At 52.8% G+C, this 16,904-nt stretch carries 10 protein-coding genes; 5 read left to right on the top strand and 5 right to left on the bottom strand.

Annotation, left to right across the window (positions count from 1 at the left end; genetic code table 11):
- Window positions 1-2 precede the first annotated feature (2 nt).
- The 5 genes from DUE52_RS08475 to DUE52_RS08455 form a co-directional block, all read right to left on the bottom strand.
- Entirely contained in the window at window positions 3-3,587 is a 3,585-nt protein-coding gene (locus tag DUE52_RS08475; RefSeq protein WP_114405566.1) for a hypothetical protein, read from the bottom strand.
- A gap of 131 nt (window positions 3,588-3,718) precedes the next feature.
- A complete protein-coding gene (locus DUE52_RS08470) occupies window positions 3,719-5,215 on the bottom strand; it encodes a hypothetical protein (protein ID WP_114405565.1) in 1,497 nt (498 codons plus the stop codon).
- Window positions 5,216-5,326: 111 nt separating this feature from the next.
- On the bottom strand, window positions 5,327-5,701 hold the full coding sequence (locus DUE52_RS08465; RefSeq protein ID WP_114405564.1) for a hypothetical protein: 375 nt from the start codon (window positions 5,699-5,701) through the stop codon (window positions 5,327-5,329).
- Between the two features lie 130 nt (window positions 5,702-5,831).
- Window positions 5,832-7,103, bottom strand: coding sequence for a hypothetical protein (locus tag DUE52_RS08460; protein WP_133299793.1), 1,272 nt, complete (start codon window positions 7,101-7,103; stop codon window positions 5,832-5,834).
- A 178-nt stretch (window positions 7,104-7,281) separates the two neighbouring features.
- Window positions 7,282-7,902 (bottom strand): hypothetical protein, encoded by a 621-nt coding sequence (locus tag DUE52_RS08455; protein ID WP_114405562.1) that lies wholly within the window; start codon window positions 7,900-7,902, stop codon window positions 7,282-7,284.
- Window positions 7,903-8,023: 121 nt separating this feature from the next.
- Between DUE52_RS08455 and rsmA the strand changes: the two genes are divergently transcribed.
- The 5 genes from rsmA (at window position 8,024) to DUE52_RS08430 (ending at window position 16,879) form a co-directional block, all read left to right on the top strand.
- The gene (rsmA, locus tag DUE52_RS08450) at window positions 8,024-8,872 is read left to right on the top strand and encodes a 16S rRNA (adenine(1518)-N(6)/adenine(1519)-N(6))-dimethyltransferase RsmA (RefSeq protein ID WP_114405561.1); all 849 of its coding nucleotides are present in this window, start codon (window positions 8,024-8,026) and stop codon (window positions 8,870-8,872) included.
- 68 nt (window positions 8,873-8,940) lie between these two features.
- Window positions 8,941-10,293, top strand: a complete 1,353-nt coding sequence (gene mgtE, locus DUE52_RS08445; protein ID WP_114405560.1) for a magnesium transporter — start codon at window positions 8,941-8,943, stop codon at window positions 10,291-10,293.
- Between the two features lie 127 nt (window positions 10,294-10,420).
- A complete protein-coding gene (gene dtd, locus DUE52_RS08440; RefSeq protein WP_114405559.1) occupies window positions 10,421-10,873 on the top strand; it encodes a D-aminoacyl-tRNA deacylase in 453 nt (150 codons plus the stop codon).
- A 917-nt stretch (window positions 10,874-11,790) separates the two neighbouring features.
- Window positions 11,791-15,087 (top strand): SusC/RagA family TonB-linked outer membrane protein, encoded by a 3,297-nt coding sequence (locus DUE52_RS08435; RefSeq protein ID WP_114405558.1) that lies wholly within the window; start codon window positions 11,791-11,793, stop codon window positions 15,085-15,087.
- A 19-nt stretch (window positions 15,088-15,106) separates the two neighbouring features.
- Entirely contained in the window at window positions 15,107-16,879 is a 1,773-nt protein-coding gene (locus tag DUE52_RS08430; protein ID WP_114405557.1) for a RagB/SusD family nutrient uptake outer membrane protein, read from the top strand.
- The last annotated feature ends 25 nt before the right edge of the window (window positions 16,880-16,904 follow it).

Genomic DNA, 16,904 nt, shown 5'->3' with positions numbered 1-16,904 from the left:
GATTACGATTCGGCAATGAACTTCGACAGCTCATACAACGCGTGTTTGAGCGGCAGAAAAAAGTAGGTTTCACCCAGGGCATCATTCGGCCGTTGTTCAAAACCCATCCGCGCCAGCATGTAGCTGTCGTAGAGCCGTCCCCCGCGCGTAATGTCCGCGCCGACGAGGTAATCGACATACCGTTCGGGCGTCTGAATGTTGTATTCGCTCAGGAAATAGGCAATGTCGCGGTCGTGCAATGTCAGTTCCAGAAACCGCTGCATGTTGTGTAAAACCGAGTGGTGAAAAGCCTGCTGCGGGCTGACTTCCCCAATTTTCGTCCGGCGGTATTCAAAGGCAAAGGGGTTTGCCTGCTCCTGCCCTGCTTCGTCGGCCGTTGCGGGTTCGTTGCCCCAGTAACAGGTCGTTTCCCGGTTTTCATACTGCGCTTTTTCGCCACCGGCGTTTTCGTACAAAACCGCTCCGTTGGCCGTGGTTTCCTTTGGATTGTCGGACAGAATCACCTCAAAATCCGACGGCACCGACTGTTTGGAATACGCCTTGAACAGCATCTTGGTAAACTGAATCAGGCGCGAACGCGACCCGAGCATCGCCAGATACTGACTACCCCGGCCCGTAAACGTCAGGTAGCGCGGTAAGGCCAGGTTGTGCGACTCCAGCAATTGAACCAGGTGATAGACAATCGAGCTGTAGTGCAGGTAGAGTACGATCCGCAGGGCCGGTTTTCCGTCCTGAATCGACTGCGTAAACTTGAAGTGACTGTCGTATTTGAACAGTAAACTAACAATATCCTCGGCGGTCAGCTCCGGTTTGTTCAGGAACGTGTCGAGAATCGAATCTTCCCGGGCGGGGGTTTGATTCAGCGTTCGGCGATAGGCCAGGTAATTTTTGACGAAACCGCTGTCTTTCCGGTGCGACGGATGGCCCTGTTCGTCCAGACCGCCCCCCCAGATGTCGTAACCGGCAAACCGGAACGACGTATTCAGATACCGCCCCTGCTGTTTCATGAACAGCATGATGTCGGCCGTTCCGCCACCGATGTCCACGTTGACGGTGTCGGCAAAGGACTTGACGCCGTTTTTGACGAGGTAAAAATACGGAGCCAGCGACTCCGGCACCGGTTTGACCCGAAAGTTACTCGTGGTGCCAAAAACATTCCGGGCGGCCTGTTCCCACTCATGCACCAGGTTGTCTTCCGTGACGGCCCTCATGCTCGACGGTGCCAGCCACACGATGCTCGTCTGCTGCACATTGCCCTGATTCAGAATCACTTTATTCCGGATTAACAGCAACAGCGTTTCAAAAAAGGCCCGAACCCGGGGGCGGTTTAAGGTGTCGCCCGGCTGGTTTTCAAACAGCCATTTCAGGTTCGTTACGTAGTGATTGACGCCCGTGCTGCCTTCTTCCAGATCAATGTTGAAGCCCAGATTGACTTTGGAAAACAGGTTGTTACCGCTGTCGGTAAAACCGCTTTTCTCGTACACCGTCGTCCGAAGCGGGAACGCGAACGGCGAGCCAAATTCCTTGCCGATGATGGCCGGAATAAACTCACGCCGAACCAGTTGATCAAGCTGCACAAGGCCGCCAAAGCTGACCCGTTTTTCGTATTTGTCGTACACCGTCTGCGCTTCGTAGCCTTCATACGGTTTGTTAAACAGCACCATTTGCAGCTCGTCTTTGTTGAGCGACGTATTCTGATCGCTCACCGTCAGGGCTTTCGGCTCCACATCGCCCATCGCGGCATCGGTGTAGGCGATGTGCGTATTGGAGGTTCCGAAGTCGATGGCAAACGTAAAGTTTTTGTAGCCTTTTTCAGCAATGGTCGTAAACTGCGGCAACACCAGCCCCCGGTACGGAATACCGCTCCGCTCCAGCCGGATTTCCATGACGTCGAATGCCTGCGGAACTTTGTAATAATACGAGGCCGGTAACGGATCGACTTTTGGAGAACGGGCCTCGGGAGCCGGAACATTGAGCGGTTTTCCCGCAATAATATTCGGTAGTTCGTAAAAATGCACCGAGTTGTGCGCCCGAAATCCGATGTTGGGATCGCTCACATCGGCCAGCATCACATAATACTGGTTCAGGGACTGCAAATCGGGAACCGTAACGCGGTAGAACGGAAAAAACGCCAGACCAGCCCGGAAATCGATCACGGTTTCCGAGCGGGCCAAATTGTATTCTTTCCGGAATTCAATCGTCCGGTTGTTCCGAATCGGAATGCGAAGGATGGCAGTTATAATCTTATCGGTTCCCCGGTGTTCCGCCGAAAAGGCAAACTGCTTCTGCAAATCTTCAATTCGGAAGAAATTGAAATATTCTTTCCGAACGGGCAGCAAAAACTCACATTCACCGATCGTGCCGGTAAAAAAGCGCTTGTTATTGATTTTAAACGGAACCTGAATCAGAAAATCTTCCAGAAAATCGTCGGTCGTCAGGAATGGATACCGCACGTTATCGACGCCCGGCAAATACCGTTCGGCCAGTAAACCGCCTTCGCTGAGGTTGTTCAGCAGCGAGCGCATGATGACCGTCTGGGGATTCCAATTGGTATTTTTCACATACCGCCCGGCCACATCCATCCGCGATGCCAGTGCCAGCGGTTTCCGAACGTTGGTGGGTGCGCCGTTGCGGCTTTCCTGCTGGTAATACGAAACCGTGGGCTGCATGACGAAATCGCTGTTTTCTTCAATATCATCCAGCACATCGTTCTCGCGCACCTTATACAGCGCCAGTCCCGGCAACACCTGCAAAGTCGAGTTGCCTTCTCCCCCAATCTGAATCGGTTCGAAGTTTGCCAGCGTCGTGTTCGCTTCAACCGGAAGCTGGGTAGTATTGTCAAAAAACGCCTTGTAGAGGAATTCGGAAAAACCACCTTTCGATGGCAGCAAATCTTTATACTGATCATAGAGCCGTCGCAGGTAGGTCACAAAAGCCGTGTCCCGGTCCTGCAAAGGCACATATTCGTTCTGAAACAGCATTCGGCCCGTCGTACTTTTGGGCGGATCGATGAACTTGTTCTGGCGTTCCTGCTCCCAGTTGGGCGACGTAAAAACCAGCGACAAGGGCGACGTCCCGCCCAGCAGCGCGCCTTTGTAATAGATCAGCGTAAACTGTTGCAGGGTGCCCAATTCGTTGCGAAAATCCAGTTCCAGGGCTTTGGCCAAAATCTGGTGCGCATGGCGAACAGTGGTCGAGGGGTTGGCTTTTTTCCGCAGGGCGTCCAGTCGTTCGGCGCGGTTCCAGACCCGGTACGTCAGATCGGCACTATTCCCGGCCTGAAACAGCAGTTCGAGCATGTCGAGGGCGTGCGAAACCAGCACGTGGTACAATGACAGTTCACGCGGAAGCTGGTTGTTTTTAATCATCCGGAAAGCCGTATCGAACAGATACAGCCGCGCAAACGGCGACGGAATCGACGTGCCGGCTTTGGCAGCGGCTCCGGCCGCTCCTCCAGCCGCCCCGGAAAGCGTGTCGGGAATGTGTTCAATGCGGTTGCCCGTCAGGCCCGTGTGTGAACCCGTCCAATCCTGGTGGTTCTGCTGGCTGACGTTGGGGTCATTATCAATTCTGAGAATATGTGGCATGAGTTTCGAAAGATCAAAGAGGGGTTGTTTCGCGGAGTTGAGCGGAGGAAATCAGAGTTAAGCGGAGGAAAAAAGATAAAAAGCTCTGCTTAACTCAGAATTCCTCCGCTCAACTCCGCGAAACAACTTTTTTAAACAGCAGCATCCGACAGTTGCCGGTTCAATGGGCCGAGTTTTTCACGGGCTTTCTCCGCAATTTCAATCAGCAATTGCATAAACCGCTTTTCCGGCTCCGGAAAGGGCGTCTGGAACGTATTTTCGATTTTCCCAGCCTGGTCCCGGAGAAACTTCTCACTGAGCCCTTTGTCGAAGAAACCGGTTTCGATCCGCTTCGAGCGTACCATCGCATTGAAATCGTTCAGCATGTCGAACGGATAAAACGCCCGGTCATTCTGCGCCATTTCGTTGAGCCAGTTTTTAAAATGGTGGGTCATGAAATTTTCCAGCGACGTATAAAACGTGTTGGTACGCAGGTTCTGCGAAAGCGCCAGGTTTTTGGCAAACGCTTCGCCCAGGTTGGCCGGCACAAAGTCGGTAAAAAATTTCGTCGCGTAGGCAAACCGGATGAGCGGCTCGAGAATTCCGTTGTAAGTCTGGTCGTGAAAATGCGGGAGGTCGAGCGTCCGGTCGTTGCGCTTCAGGCCGTATTCAAAATACCGCTTGGCATCGCTGAATTCAGCTTCGGGTTTATTGGCAAAATCCAGAATGGCCGCAGCCGCCAGCATCTCCACCACGTGGGCGTTGTTGGTCTGCTTCGAACCGCCTTCCACATTGGGATAGAGCTTGCTGCCGGGCCGGTCGCCGATGTAATAGAGCGCATCCATGTTTACCTGCGTCTGGTAATATGACAGGGCCGCTTTGGTTTTCGACAAAAACCGGTTCTGGTCGATGGCACTCTGGCTGTTTTCTTCCAGCGCAAAATACGGCATCACCGTCACCGCGCCTTTTTTGGCGTTACGGATCTGGATTTTCTGACTCGGATGCTGCAACAACTTCACCAGTTGCGGAAAACCGGCCGAACCTGTTCCCCCAAAGATGGAGCTGATGACAAAAATCCGGTCGGTCTGGTCGTTGAAAGCGCCGGTGAAATATTTATACACCGCCGAGTCTTCCAGCGCGTTGAACACCACACTGCCGATGTTCGGATTTCCTTTGAAACCCACCGACAAATTCAGCTTCAATTCCGCACTCGTGGGCCGGGCCGAGTTGTCATAGAGCAGCTTGAGCAGTTCACGGTCGATGTCGTCCATGCTACTGACACTCAGAAACTCTTCAAAAGTCCCCTCGTGATCGGTCAGTTTGGGCAACACCGAATCGCCGATTTTCTCCTGCGCATTTTCGGCCTGAAGCGTCCCGAGCGGTTGCAAAGGCGTGGCAAAAAACGTCCGCCGTTCAGTCTGGCTTCCCTGACTGGCTGCGGTGTCTTTATACGCCGTCCGGCGGATGGCGCGGTAGAGTTCAACCTCCCGCAACGCCCGTTCGGTGTCACCGTTCTGCATGTCCATGTCGAGCAGAATCGGGATAATGGTCAGGTCGGCGGGGGTTTTGGACCCGGCGGCCAGTAACATGGTCAGCGAGCGAAGGACGCGGGCGCCCGTACCACCAATACCAAAAAGAAATAGTTTCATAGAAAAAAGGTCTGAACCCGGATTTGGCTGATTTTTCTGATTGAACTGATGCAATTCAAGATTGTACTTCTATTAAAATCAGTTGAATCAGAAAAATCAGCTTAATCCCGGTCAAAAGGGGGTTCTCTTCGCAAAAATGGAAAACCGTTTCAGGAGTAACGAAAAAACGAAAAAGTAAATTAGTGCGTACAATAAGTTTACGCCCCCAAATCCCTGCATGTAACTGTCGGTGTCCTCGGCACCGGTGGCATCGAGAGCGAACCAGACCGCATACCCAAATCCGAAAATACCAGCGATCACCAGCATGATCACCCAATGGGAGGTGCGGTAAAAAATGGACTTCCAGCGTCCCAGAATCAGGTAAAACAAGGCCGCCAGGCCCAGCGAAAACAAGAGGGTAAGAAGACCAACGGGCGTAAAGATTTCGTCGGCGTAGATAGGGTCATTGTTCTGGCCCAGCCAGAGTTCATACAGGGTTACAAACATGGGGATGAAAGTTAGTATTTGTGTTTTATTGCCCCCAACCGAAGCGTCGGCCCGGCCCCTAAAGGGGGCTTTAGCATCTGGCAAAAGCCCCCTTCAGGGGCCGGGCCGACGCTTCGGTTGGGGGTATTATTTACTTTTCCAATTTTAAATTCAGCACCAGAAAATCGTTGTTCGACGATTGGTAGGCTTCCTTGACGCCATTCATCAGGTGAACCAGCGCAAAAGTTTTATTAAACCGGCTGGTGGAAGTCCGATCATCCATGGTCGACCAGCCGCTGGCATACCAGTCATCAAACCGCACCGGCAATTTTATGGCAACGTCGGCTTTGTCGTCATACAGATTTTCTACCCGGAACGTCAGCACGTGGGAGTTCTGGTTGAGCAGTTTCAGTTCCCGTTCCTTGATCCGGTTGGTAGCGACTTTTTCTTTTTTCTGGACATTGATCAGTTTGACCGTGGCATTGGGAGCGGTTACGACCAGATTTTTCCGGATGAAATCTTCCACCTGTGCGTAACCCGGCAATCCGTTCAGGTTGACGCCCACCGCAAACTCAGCCGGGGCCGCCGGTTTGACCGTCAGTTCGGCAAGGCCCGCTTTTTCGGCGCGCCACTCGCCTTTTTTATTCAACGAAAAGAACAGGTCGAACTGTTTCAACGCCCCGCTGGCTCCAAAATCCAGTTGCTTGGCGGGTTTGGTAATCATCAGTTCGCTCAGTTTCCGGTTCAGATCGCCGACCAGCTCCTGCTTGCCAATAATCCAGATGTAAAACGGCCGGGATTCGCCCGTCAGCTTGTGTTTGTTATTCTGGTAATCGTAATAAGTTCCGTTGAAACCGGAGCTATAGGCCAAAACCGTGGCACTGATGCCCTGCTTTTTCAGGCTGGCAAACTGGTCGTTGATCTGGCTTTTCAGGACGCTTTCGGCATTTTGCCGGTTGATTTCCGGGTTTTTCCGAATTTCGGCATCCGGAAACGACAGAATGCAATCCGACACCAGCAGGGCAACGGTATTGCCCTTCGCCTTCGCCCCCACTTCCTTGAAAATTTTGTGCAATTCCGAACTCCGCTCCGTGGCCAAAGGCGTTGTCGCCAGATTGACCACAAACTGGTTGTAGCCTTCCACAACAGGTTTGGGTTTTCCGGCGATGGTCCAGACTTCCACCGGCGCAATCTGGTTCAGTTTGGTAACGACCTCAGAAACCGCAACTTTAAAATTCGTTTCACCTTTCAGGTAGCCGCCCATGCTGGCCGACGTTTCCATAAAAAACAGGATGTTGCTGATGCCGGCGGGTTTGGCTTCGGGCGGTTTTTCGGTCTTTTTTTCTTTCCGGCCGCAGCTTTGGAAAAACAGGAGGAGTACCAGAAAAAACAGGCTGGTGGCCCGCAGGGGTGGTTGATTCATTCGTTTGTGCACGTCGTCTTGTATCTGGTTTGAAACCGGTTCCAGGCCGGTTACTTGCTCAATATGGATTTTGCCCCCAACCGAATCGTCGGCCCGGCCCCTAAAGGGGGCCAAAAACTCAGGATCAAAAGCCCCCTTTAGGGGCCGGGCCGACGATTCGGTTGGGGGCAAAATACCTTCAACCGTTTTTTTGTTTAGGCAGTAAATAAACGATCAGTAATAGAATCGCCAACACAATGGTATAAACGTCAGCGAGTTTATCGGCTTCGTAATGATCGCAACCCCTCATTAACAGGCTGGCAAATACTGTACAAACGACGATACCCCAGTAATTCGTACGTATGCGCCAGCGGGCCGCGCCCACACTGAAATAAATCAGTTCGATTAGCAACAGTACCCCCGCCATAACGGCCCACATGGAGTCGATCAGTTTGGGATTGCTGCCCACGCCGTCTTTGCGCGGCTCTCCTCCGATGTTGATCAACAACAGCAAGGCCAGTCCGGACAATGCCATCCCGATCCAGTTGAGCAAACCCACCCGGGCGGGCGGCAACCCCGCCGAACTCGCCCGAGGCATGGCTTCCAGCGGTTTTTCGACCAGCAGCGGTGGCCCCAATGGTCGGCGATCAGGCTGAATAACGGGCATTACAGCCCCTACCGGCGGTTTTTCGGCGACTTCATACGTCCAGACATGCCGATAGACTGGATCGCCCTTGCGAAAAATATGAATCTGACCACTTGCATCCTTGAACAGCCCACATTCCGTCAACTCATCGTAATGAATAACACCTCTGTGCATGAATAAATGACGTATTACTCCGAAAGCGGTAAAATTAACCAATTCCCTCAGGAAATGCCACGAATTTTATACGGTTCCATCAACCGTCGGTGTACCTTTGCAGGAACAAAATTGTCAAATCATGCCTGTGCGTTCTTACGGAAAACCTTCAAAGCGAGCCACGTCAGACCGGGAACAGTCCTTCCGGGGTGATGCCGTTCGTGCTAAAAAACACCTGGGGCAACATTTTCTGAAAGACCTCAGCATTGCCGAACGCATCGCAGGGCTGCTTTCCGGCCATAATGGCTACAAAACCGTGCTGGAAATCGGCCCCGGTATGGGCGTGCTAACGCAATATCTGCTCGGCCCCGATCTGCCGTTCACAACGCACGTCATCGAGATCGACACCGAATCCATCGCCTACCTCACGGCTCATTTTCCCATGCTGCGCGGCCGGATTCTGGACGGTGATTTTCTCAAAAAAGATTTATCGGTTCTGTTTCAGGAACCCGTTGCCATCATCGGGAACTTCCCGTACAACATTTCGTCGCAGATTTTATTCAAGGTTTTAGACCATCGCCAGCAGGTGCAGGAAGTGGTGTGTATGTTGCAACAGGAAGTGGCTCAACGCATTGCTTCCCCACCGGGCAACAAGGACTACGGGATTCTGAGTGTTTTATTGCAGGCTTACTACGACATCCGGTATGAATTTACGGTGGATGCCAGCGTGTTTTCGCCACCGCCAAAAGTCCAGTCGGGGGTCATCAGTCTCCGGCGGAACACTGTCGTTGCCTTGCCCTGTGACGAGAAAAAATTTGTTCAGGTTGTTAAACAAGGCTTCAACAACCGGCGGAAAACACTGCGAAATGCCCTGAAACCGTTAAACCCTCCGGAGTCCATGTTGTCTCACCCTTTACTGGATAAACGCGCCGAACAGTTGGGCGTGCCGGAGTTTGTTCAACTTACCTTGTTAATGATGAACGGTGAATGATGAACGATGGATTGCGTCATAAGCCAGTCCACTCATCATCCATCGTTCATCATTCATCATTTCCATCCATGACTTTCGAGCTTACCAAAGAATACGTAGAGCACATTCAGACGGCTATCGAAGCCCACGACGACGAAACGTTGCGGGCGGAAATGGAAGAACTGTATCCTGCCGATATTTCAGGAATTCTCTACGAACTGGATACCGAGATGGCCCGGTATCTGCTGGCTTTGCTCGATAAAAAAGTGGGTTCCGAGATCCTGACGAACCTGGAAGTCATCGATCGACGGGAATTTTTGCAAAGTTTCACGTCGGAAGAACTGGCGCAGTACGTCGATGAGATGGATTCCGATGACGCCGTCGACTTGCTGAACGAGCAGCCCATCCAGACCCGCGAAGAAGTCATTGCCCTCCTGAGCGATCGCGAACAGGCCCGGTTTATTCTCGATCTGCTGCACTACGACGAGGACGTGGCCGGCGGTTTGATGCAGAAGGAGTTAATCAAGGTCAACATCAATACGACGGTCAATCAGTGCATCGAAGAAATCCGGCAACAGGCTGAGAATGTGGAGAATGTCTATTCGGTATATGTCATCGACGATGCCGATAAACTGCTGGGACGGGTTTCGTTGAAGAAAATTGTGCTGGCGCGGAAAAACGCCAAAATCGCCGATATCTACGAAGAAGACGTCATTTTTGTCGAAACCTACCGCCCGGTTCAGGAAGTGGCCGAAGTGATGCAACGCTATGACCTGGATGCAGTTCCGGTGGTGAATGTGCAGGGACGGCTGCTGGGTCAGATCACGATTGACGACGTGGTGGACGTGATCACCGAACAGGCAGAACTTGATATTCAGGCCATTACCGGGATTACGGGGGACGTCGAAGAAGAGGATGATACGATCTGGAAACTGGTGGGTGCCCGGCTGCCGTGGCTAATTGCCGGAGCCGTCGGGAGCCTGATGGCGGCCACCGTCATCAATACGTTCAATGTCCAGTTGAGCAAAATCGCGGCTCTGGCGGCTTTCATTCCCATTATTGGCTCCACGGGTGGCAACGTTGGCATTCAAACCGCGTCGCTGATTGTGCAGAGCCTGGCCGAAAAGTCCGGCCTGAGCGCGACCGTTGGGCAACGGCTGGCAAAAATGGTGCTGGTCGCCCTGATCAACGGTCTGATTATTGGTTCGTTAGCCGGTTCCTATTGTATGCTAATCGGTGAACCGCGCCTGGTACCGGTGGTATCGCTGGCGCTGCTGGCGGTGGTTTTGCTGGCGTCGTTTATGGGCACCATCACGCCCATTGCGCTCAACCGGTTCGGGATCAATCCCGCCATCGCATCCGGCCCGTTCATCACCACCGTCAATGACCTCATCGGCATCGGCGTTTATTTTCTGATTGCCAGTTTGGTGCTGAGTATTTAACCCCTTCGTTATTCATTATTCGATATTCAGCGTTCGTTATTGAGTGATTTTAGCCTTTCTGTTTAAAACTAAATATCGAATACTGAATTTTGAACACTGAATATTGAAATAACAACGCCACTACCTCGTGATTGCAGTCATCCAACGTGTTTCTGAAGCATCCGTCACCATCGACGGACAGGTAAAAGGCCGGATCGGTACCGGTTTTCTCATTCTGCTGGGCATCACCCACGCCGACACCCGCGAAGACCTCGACTGGCTGAGCAAAAAAATCGTCGGCATGCGGATTTTCAGTGATGCCGACGACAAGATGAACCTGGATCTGAAAACCGTCGATGGTTCAATCCTGCTCATCAGCCAGTTCACGCTCCACGCCAGCACCAAAAAAGGCAACCGCCCCTCCTTCATCGATGCCGCCCGGCCCGAGGTGGCCATTCCCCTTTACGAACAAATGATTCAGCAATTGTCGGCCGAGTTGGGAAAACCCATCGAAACCGGCGAATTCGGTGCAGATATGAAAGTCGCTCTGGTCAACGACGGCCCGGTAACCATTGTCATCGACTCGAAAAACCGGCAATGATGCTCCCCCAGTTTGAACCGGGGGCTACAAAATGGGTCATCCCTATGGGATTTTAAACCGCCATCGTTCATTTCCACCCCCGGTTAAAACCGGGGGCTACAAAATGGATCATCCCTCCGGGACTTTAAACCGATTCAACCGAATCCCGGAGGGATGAATCATCTTGTAGCAATGAATTAAAACCCGCCAAAAAAGGCAAACCTCAAGCCAAACGAATCCCGGAGGGATGACCCATTTTGTAGAATCCGTGTCGCGCACAAAACCAACAATCCCGGAGGGATGACCCATTTTGTAGAATCCGTGTCGCGCACAAAACCAACAATCCCGGAGGGATGACCCATCAAAAAGAACGGATTATCTGAAAATCAATGCGCTCATAAAACCTTTACGATTTCCAACGCGTAGCAAGGAAGGCTAATCTCTCAGTAAATGAAAGCGGCATCAACCATCCGACAGAAAGCACGTGAATTTTTCTTGACTATTTATAGGGTGAAAATCACAATTTGTTAACCCGCATCAGCATCAGTAAAATTCAATTTTCCCCTTTCTTCGCAGCCGAATTGAACCGTCCCCCCCCCGGAGGCCTTAAATGCTCAATCGTCCGGATAAGAGACACTACAATTCAATTTTGATAGTAAACTAAAGCAATAGTTTACTAATCGTGCTCCTAAACCCTACCAAAGCCAACCCAAAACGGGCGCATGTGAAGACCATATGGTAATATTATGATCAAATCATGCGATTGCATAGAGTAAAATAATCTAAAAAACCCTTTTTTTAATTACACAATTCCGGCGTCTGATTATCAATGCAGTAATCCCGATCGCCGATGAGGTGTCGGGCTCTGTTGCTTTGATTTCACCGTACCATTCATCCGTTGCAAAAACAAACTAACCAATTTTTTATCTATCCATTTTATGAAAAAACGCATACGAAAAACCGGTCTGCTGACCCTGCTGCTGACCGGTTGTCTGGCTTCGGGTTACAGCCAGACGACACTCGCCTACGGCGGGCAAAACCGACCGGTGTCGGACCGGAAAACGGTGGAAAAACCGGCTCCCGCTGATGTCAATATCGAAGGACGCGTAACGGAAGGCGAAAAAGGCGAGGGAATACCGGGCGTCAGCGTCGTGCTGAAAGGAACGACCAAAGGAACTACGACCGGTGCCGACGGTTCCTACCGCCTGGTCGTTCCGAATACCGACGCGGTGCTCGTGTTCAGTTTTGTGGGCTACGAGTCGCAGGAAGTGGCGGTGGGCAACCGTACCAGCCTGAACGTTTCGCTGAAACCGGACACCAAAACGCTGAACGAAATCGTGGTGGTGGGCTACGGAACACAGAAAAAAGTGAACCTCACCGGTGCCGTCGATCAAGTGACGAGCGAAGTGCTCGAAAACCGGTCGCTGCCCAACCTGACGCAGGGTTTGCAGGGCACCATTCCGAACCTGAACCTGAAAATGGGTGACGGAAAACCGACCCAATCGCCCTCGTACAACATCCGGGGAACTACCTCCATTGGTCAGGGCGGCAGTGCGCTCGTGCTGATCGACGGCGTGGAAGGCGACCCGAGTCGGCTCAATCCGAACGACGTTGCCACGGTTTCGGTGCTGAAAGACGCGGCTTCGGCGGCTATTTACGGTGCTCGGGGTGCGTTTGGTGTGGTGCTGATTACGACCAAAAGCCCGACCAAAGACCGCACCAGCGTGACCTACTCGCTGAACCACTCGATCAAAAGCCCGACGAGCGTGCCGGATTTTGTAACGAACGGTTACACCTTTGCCAAAATGTTCAACGAGAGCTGGTCGGCCTGGAACGACTACTCGCAAACACCCCAGAACGTCAACAAAACCGTACGGTTTTCGCAGGCCTATCTGGCGGAACTCGAACGGCGCAACAACGATCCGAGCCTGCCGAGAACAGAAGTCGATCCGGCTACGGGCGAGTACGTCTATTACCACAGCACCGACTGGTATAAAGAGCTGTATAAGAAGCAGAACAGCGCCACGGAACACAACCTGTCGGTATCGGGAAGCAGCGGCAAAGCCGACTTCTACGTAACCGGGCGGTATTACAACCAGGAGGGTTTGTTCCGCTACAATTCCGATGATTACAAGATCATTAGCTTACGCGCCAAAGGATCGATTCAGGTGTTTCCGTGGCTGAAAGTGTCGAACAACGCCGATTTTTCGTCCATGAAATATCACAACCCGCTGAACGTCGGTGAAGGCGGCAGCATCTGGCGGAACATTTCGGACGAAGGCCACAACATGTCACCGATGTTCAACCCGGACGGAACACTTTCGTATTCAGCGGCTTACACCGTCGGTGATTTCTGGTACGGCAAAAACGGCATCGATATGGACAAGCGCGTTTTTCGGAACACCGCCGACTTTACCACCAACTTCTTCGACAACCAGTTTCGGGTGAATGGGAACTTCACATTTCAGAACACCGATGATAACGAATACCGCACCCGTGTTCCGGTGCCGTATAGCCGCAAACCGGGTGTGATCGAGTACGTTGGCGTGAATACCAACGACCTTCAGAATATTTTCCGGGAAACGCTCTATACCGCGACCAATCTCTACGCTGAATACGAACCCAAAATCAACGCGAACCACTACGTGAAAGCACTGGTGGGCTACAACTACGAAACCTCAAACTTCCGCCGACTGGAAGCGGTTCGGAACGGGTTGATTTATGAAAATGCGCAGGACATCAACCTGGCTCTGGGGCAAGCCATCACCACCGCCGGCGGGATGGAGAAATGGGCGATTGTCGGCGGTTTTTACCGGCTGAATTATTCCTACAAAGACCGCTATCTGCTGGAGGTGAATGGCCGCTACGACGGATCGTCCAAGTTTCCGTCCGGACAGCGGTATGCCTTTTTCCCCTCGGTTTCGGCGGGCTGGCGCGTCGCCAACGAGCCTTTCTGGAAAGTGTCGCCAAAGCTGATTTCTGACCTGAAAATCAGAGGTTCGTACGGTTCATTGGGCAATGGTACGATCGCTTCCTATGCTTTTCAGGAAAAATTCTCTATTTCGCAGTCGGGGCGGATTCTGAACGGCGTGCGGCCCCAGAAAACCGGTCAACCCAGCGTGATCCCCGACGGGCTGACCTGGGAAACCTCCACCACCGCCGATCTGGGTCTGGATTTGGGTATGTTGAACAACCGACTGACGCTGACGGCGGATGCGTACGTTCGGAAAACGACGGATATGTTTACGGTTGGGATGACGCTGCCCGCCGTTTTTGGGACCGACGTTCCGAAAGGAAACTACGCCGACCTGACCACCAAAGGCTGGGAAGCGGTTCTGGCCTGGCGGGATAAGGCCAACGTGGGTGGCAAACCGTTCGGCTACGAAGTCCGGCTGACAATGGCCGACTATACGGCGAAGATCGATAAGTACAACAACCCCAACAGACGGCTGACGGATTATTACGCCGGGCAGACCGTGGGCGAAATCTGGGGCTATACGACCGAAGGCTTTTTCACCTCTGCCGACGACATTAAGAATTCCGCCAAACAGACGCTGTTCAAAGCCTCCAACACCAACCAGTTGCTGCCGGGCGACATCAAATTCCGCGACATCAACGGCGACGGCGTGATCGATCCGGGCGACAATACCGTGGACAAACCGGGTGATAAAACCATCATCGGCAACTCGACGCCCCGCTACACTTACGGGATTATGCTAAACGCCGACTGGAACAATTTCTTCTTCTCGGCTTTCTTTCAGGGCGTTGGCAAACAGGACTGGTGGCCGGGCGCAGAAGCCGGCACGTTCTGGGGAGCCTACAACCGCCCCTACAACCGGATTCCGACCTGGCACCTCGACAACATGTGGTCGGAAGCTAACCCGAATGCCTACTTGCCCCGGCCCCGGGGTTACGTAGCCCAGAACGGTGCGGGTGAACTTCGCCAAGAGCAAACCAGATACCTCCAGAGCCTGGCTTATCTACGGCTGAAAAACGTTCAACTGGGCTACAGCCTGCCGAAACTGCTCATCAGCAAAGCCGGGATGAGCAGCGCCAGGGTGTTTGTGTCGGCCGAAAATGTCCTGACGTGGGCTGCGCTCTACAAACGTACGAAAGATCTGGACGTGGAAAGTGCGACGGAATCGGACAAGGTCTTGACCAGCGGAACGAGTGGAAACGGCCACAACTACCCGATTCTGAAGAGTTTTACGATGGGTCTGTCCGTTACTTTTTAATCTTACAACCAGCAACACCATGAAATTACAACATATAGGACTTCTTCTGGCCGGTCTGCTTTTTGCCGGATGCAGCGAACTGGAGCAGATTCCGGAATCTACGGCCTCTAAAAACTCCGTTTTCAGCAGTGAACGAGGACTGGAATTGTACGCCAATTCGTTTTACGATAACCTGCCAACAGCCAACGACATCATTCGGAGCGACGAAATGGCCGATTTTGCGGCCCGGACGCAAGTGCCGGATTTGATTCGCGACGGGGCTTACGGGCCGCGTCAAAGTTCCGGCTGGTCGTGGACGGCTTTGCGGAACATCAATTACTTCATCGAAAACGCGACCAATCCGGCCATTCCGGCCGACGTCCGGCGGCATTACATCGGACTAGCGCGGTTTTTCCGGGCCTTGTTTTATTTCGATAAAGTGAAACGGTTTGGGGATGTGCCCTGGATCAACAAGGCGATGGGTGTGACGGATCAGGATTTGTACAAAGGCCGGGATTCGCGCGTGATGGTGATGGATTCCGTGCTGGCCGATTTGAATTACGCGACGCAAAACATCCGCACGACTTCCGACAACTCGCGCACGCTCATTACCAAATCCGTCGCCAACGGCTACAAATCCCGAATCTGTCTGTTCGAAGGCACGTTCCGGAAATACCAGACGTCGTATAAACTCGAAAGCACCGCCGAAAAGTGGCTGACGGAGTCCGTGACGGCTTCGGAAGCCGTGATGAAAGACGGCGGTTTTTCGCTGAACGAAGCCGGTGGCACCGATCGGTCGTACCGGCAATTGTTCATCAACAAGACGCCCGTAACGAATGAAATCATGTTATCGGCCGTTGTCGATCCGGCGTTAAGCGTTTTTAACGATGCCAACTGGTGGTGGACCAGTGCGACCTACGGCGCGCGCGTCAGCCTGACCCGGACGTTTGTCAATACGTATCTGAACCTCGACGGAACGCCGTTTACCAGCAAAGCGGGGTATAAAACCCTGACGTTTATGGAGGAAGTGAAAGGACGCGACAAACGCCTGCCGCAAACCATCCGGTCGGGCAACTATACCCGCGTCAACGGCGGAACGGTTGAACCGGCACCCCCGGTTTTCTCGTACACTTACACCGGGTATATGCCGATTAAATGGACACTCGACGACACCTATGCCGACGGCGGAACCCGAAACGACAATTCGATTTCGATCATGCGGTATGCCGAAATTTTGCTGAACTATGCCGAAGCCAAAGCGGAACTCGGTACCTTTACGGATGCTGACTGGACCAAAACGGTGGGTGCCCTGCGGAAACGGGCCGGTATTACGGGCGGTTTAACGGCCAAACCAACCGCGGCCGATCCGTATCTGCAAGCCAACTATTTTCCCGGCATTTCGGACCCCTCGCTGCTGGAAATCCGGCGCGAACGGGGCATCGAACTGGCGCTGGAAGGCTTCCGTTTCCCGGATCTGATTCGCTGGAAACGCGGGGAGTTGATGGAGCAGATCTGGAACGGTTTTTATGTCCCGGCCCTCGACAAACCAATGGATTTGAACGAAGACGGCAAAAACGACGTGGTGTTCTACAAGGTAAAACCGGCTACCCAACTGGCAGGCATCACCTACATCAACGTCGCCGAAACCGTCAATGGTGTGCCCAACCCACAGCGGTTGTCGAACGACACCTCGGGCGAACTGACGTGGCTGAGCAACATTCCGCGGAAGTGGAACGATAAATATTACCTCTACCCCATCCCGGAAAACGACCGGCTGCTGAACCCGGCCATCGGGCAGAATCCGGGGTGGTAATAGAAAAAAAGAGTTATTTCGCAGA

This window comes from Larkinella punicea (assembly GCF_003334855.1).
Lineage (GTDB): Bacteria > Bacteroidota > Bacteroidia > Cytophagales > Spirosomataceae > Larkinella > Larkinella punicea.
The sequence above is the reverse complement of the archived record's forward strand: the minus strand, read 5'-3'. Positions and strand labels throughout refer to the sequence as shown.

Excerpts from the sequence above, each read along its gene's own strand:
- DUE52_RS08455 (WP_114405562.1), bottom strand. The coding sequence starts at position 7,902 with ATGCACAGAGGTGTTATTCATTACGATGAGTTGACGGAATGTGGGCTG.
- DUE52_RS08435 (WP_114405558.1), top strand. The coding sequence starts at position 11,791 with ATGAAAAAACGCATACGAAAAACCGGTCTGCTGACCCTGCTGCTGACC.
- mgtE (WP_114405560.1), top strand. The coding sequence starts at position 8,941 with ATGACTTTCGAGCTTACCAAAGAATACGTAGAGCACATTCAGACGGCT.
- DUE52_RS08475 (WP_114405566.1), bottom strand. The coding sequence starts at position 3,587 with ATGCCACATATTCTCAGAATTGATAATGACCCCAACGTCAGCCAGCAG.
- DUE52_RS08470 (WP_114405565.1), bottom strand. The coding sequence starts at position 5,215 with ATGAAACTATTTCTTTTTGGTATTGGTGGTACGGGCGCCCGCGTCCTT.
- DUE52_RS08460 (WP_133299793.1), bottom strand. The coding sequence starts at position 7,103 with ATGAATCAACCACCCCTGCGGGCCACCAGCCTGTTTTTTCTGGTACTC.
- rsmA (WP_114405561.1), top strand. The coding sequence starts at position 8,024 with ATGCCTGTGCGTTCTTACGGAAAACCTTCAAAGCGAGCCACGTCAGAC.
- DUE52_RS08465 (WP_114405564.1), bottom strand. The coding sequence starts at position 5,701 with ATGTTTGTAACCCTGTATGAACTCTGGCTGGGCCAGAACAATGACCCT.
- DUE52_RS08430 (WP_114405557.1), top strand. The coding sequence starts at position 15,107 with ATGAAATTACAACATATAGGACTTCTTCTGGCCGGTCTGCTTTTTGCC.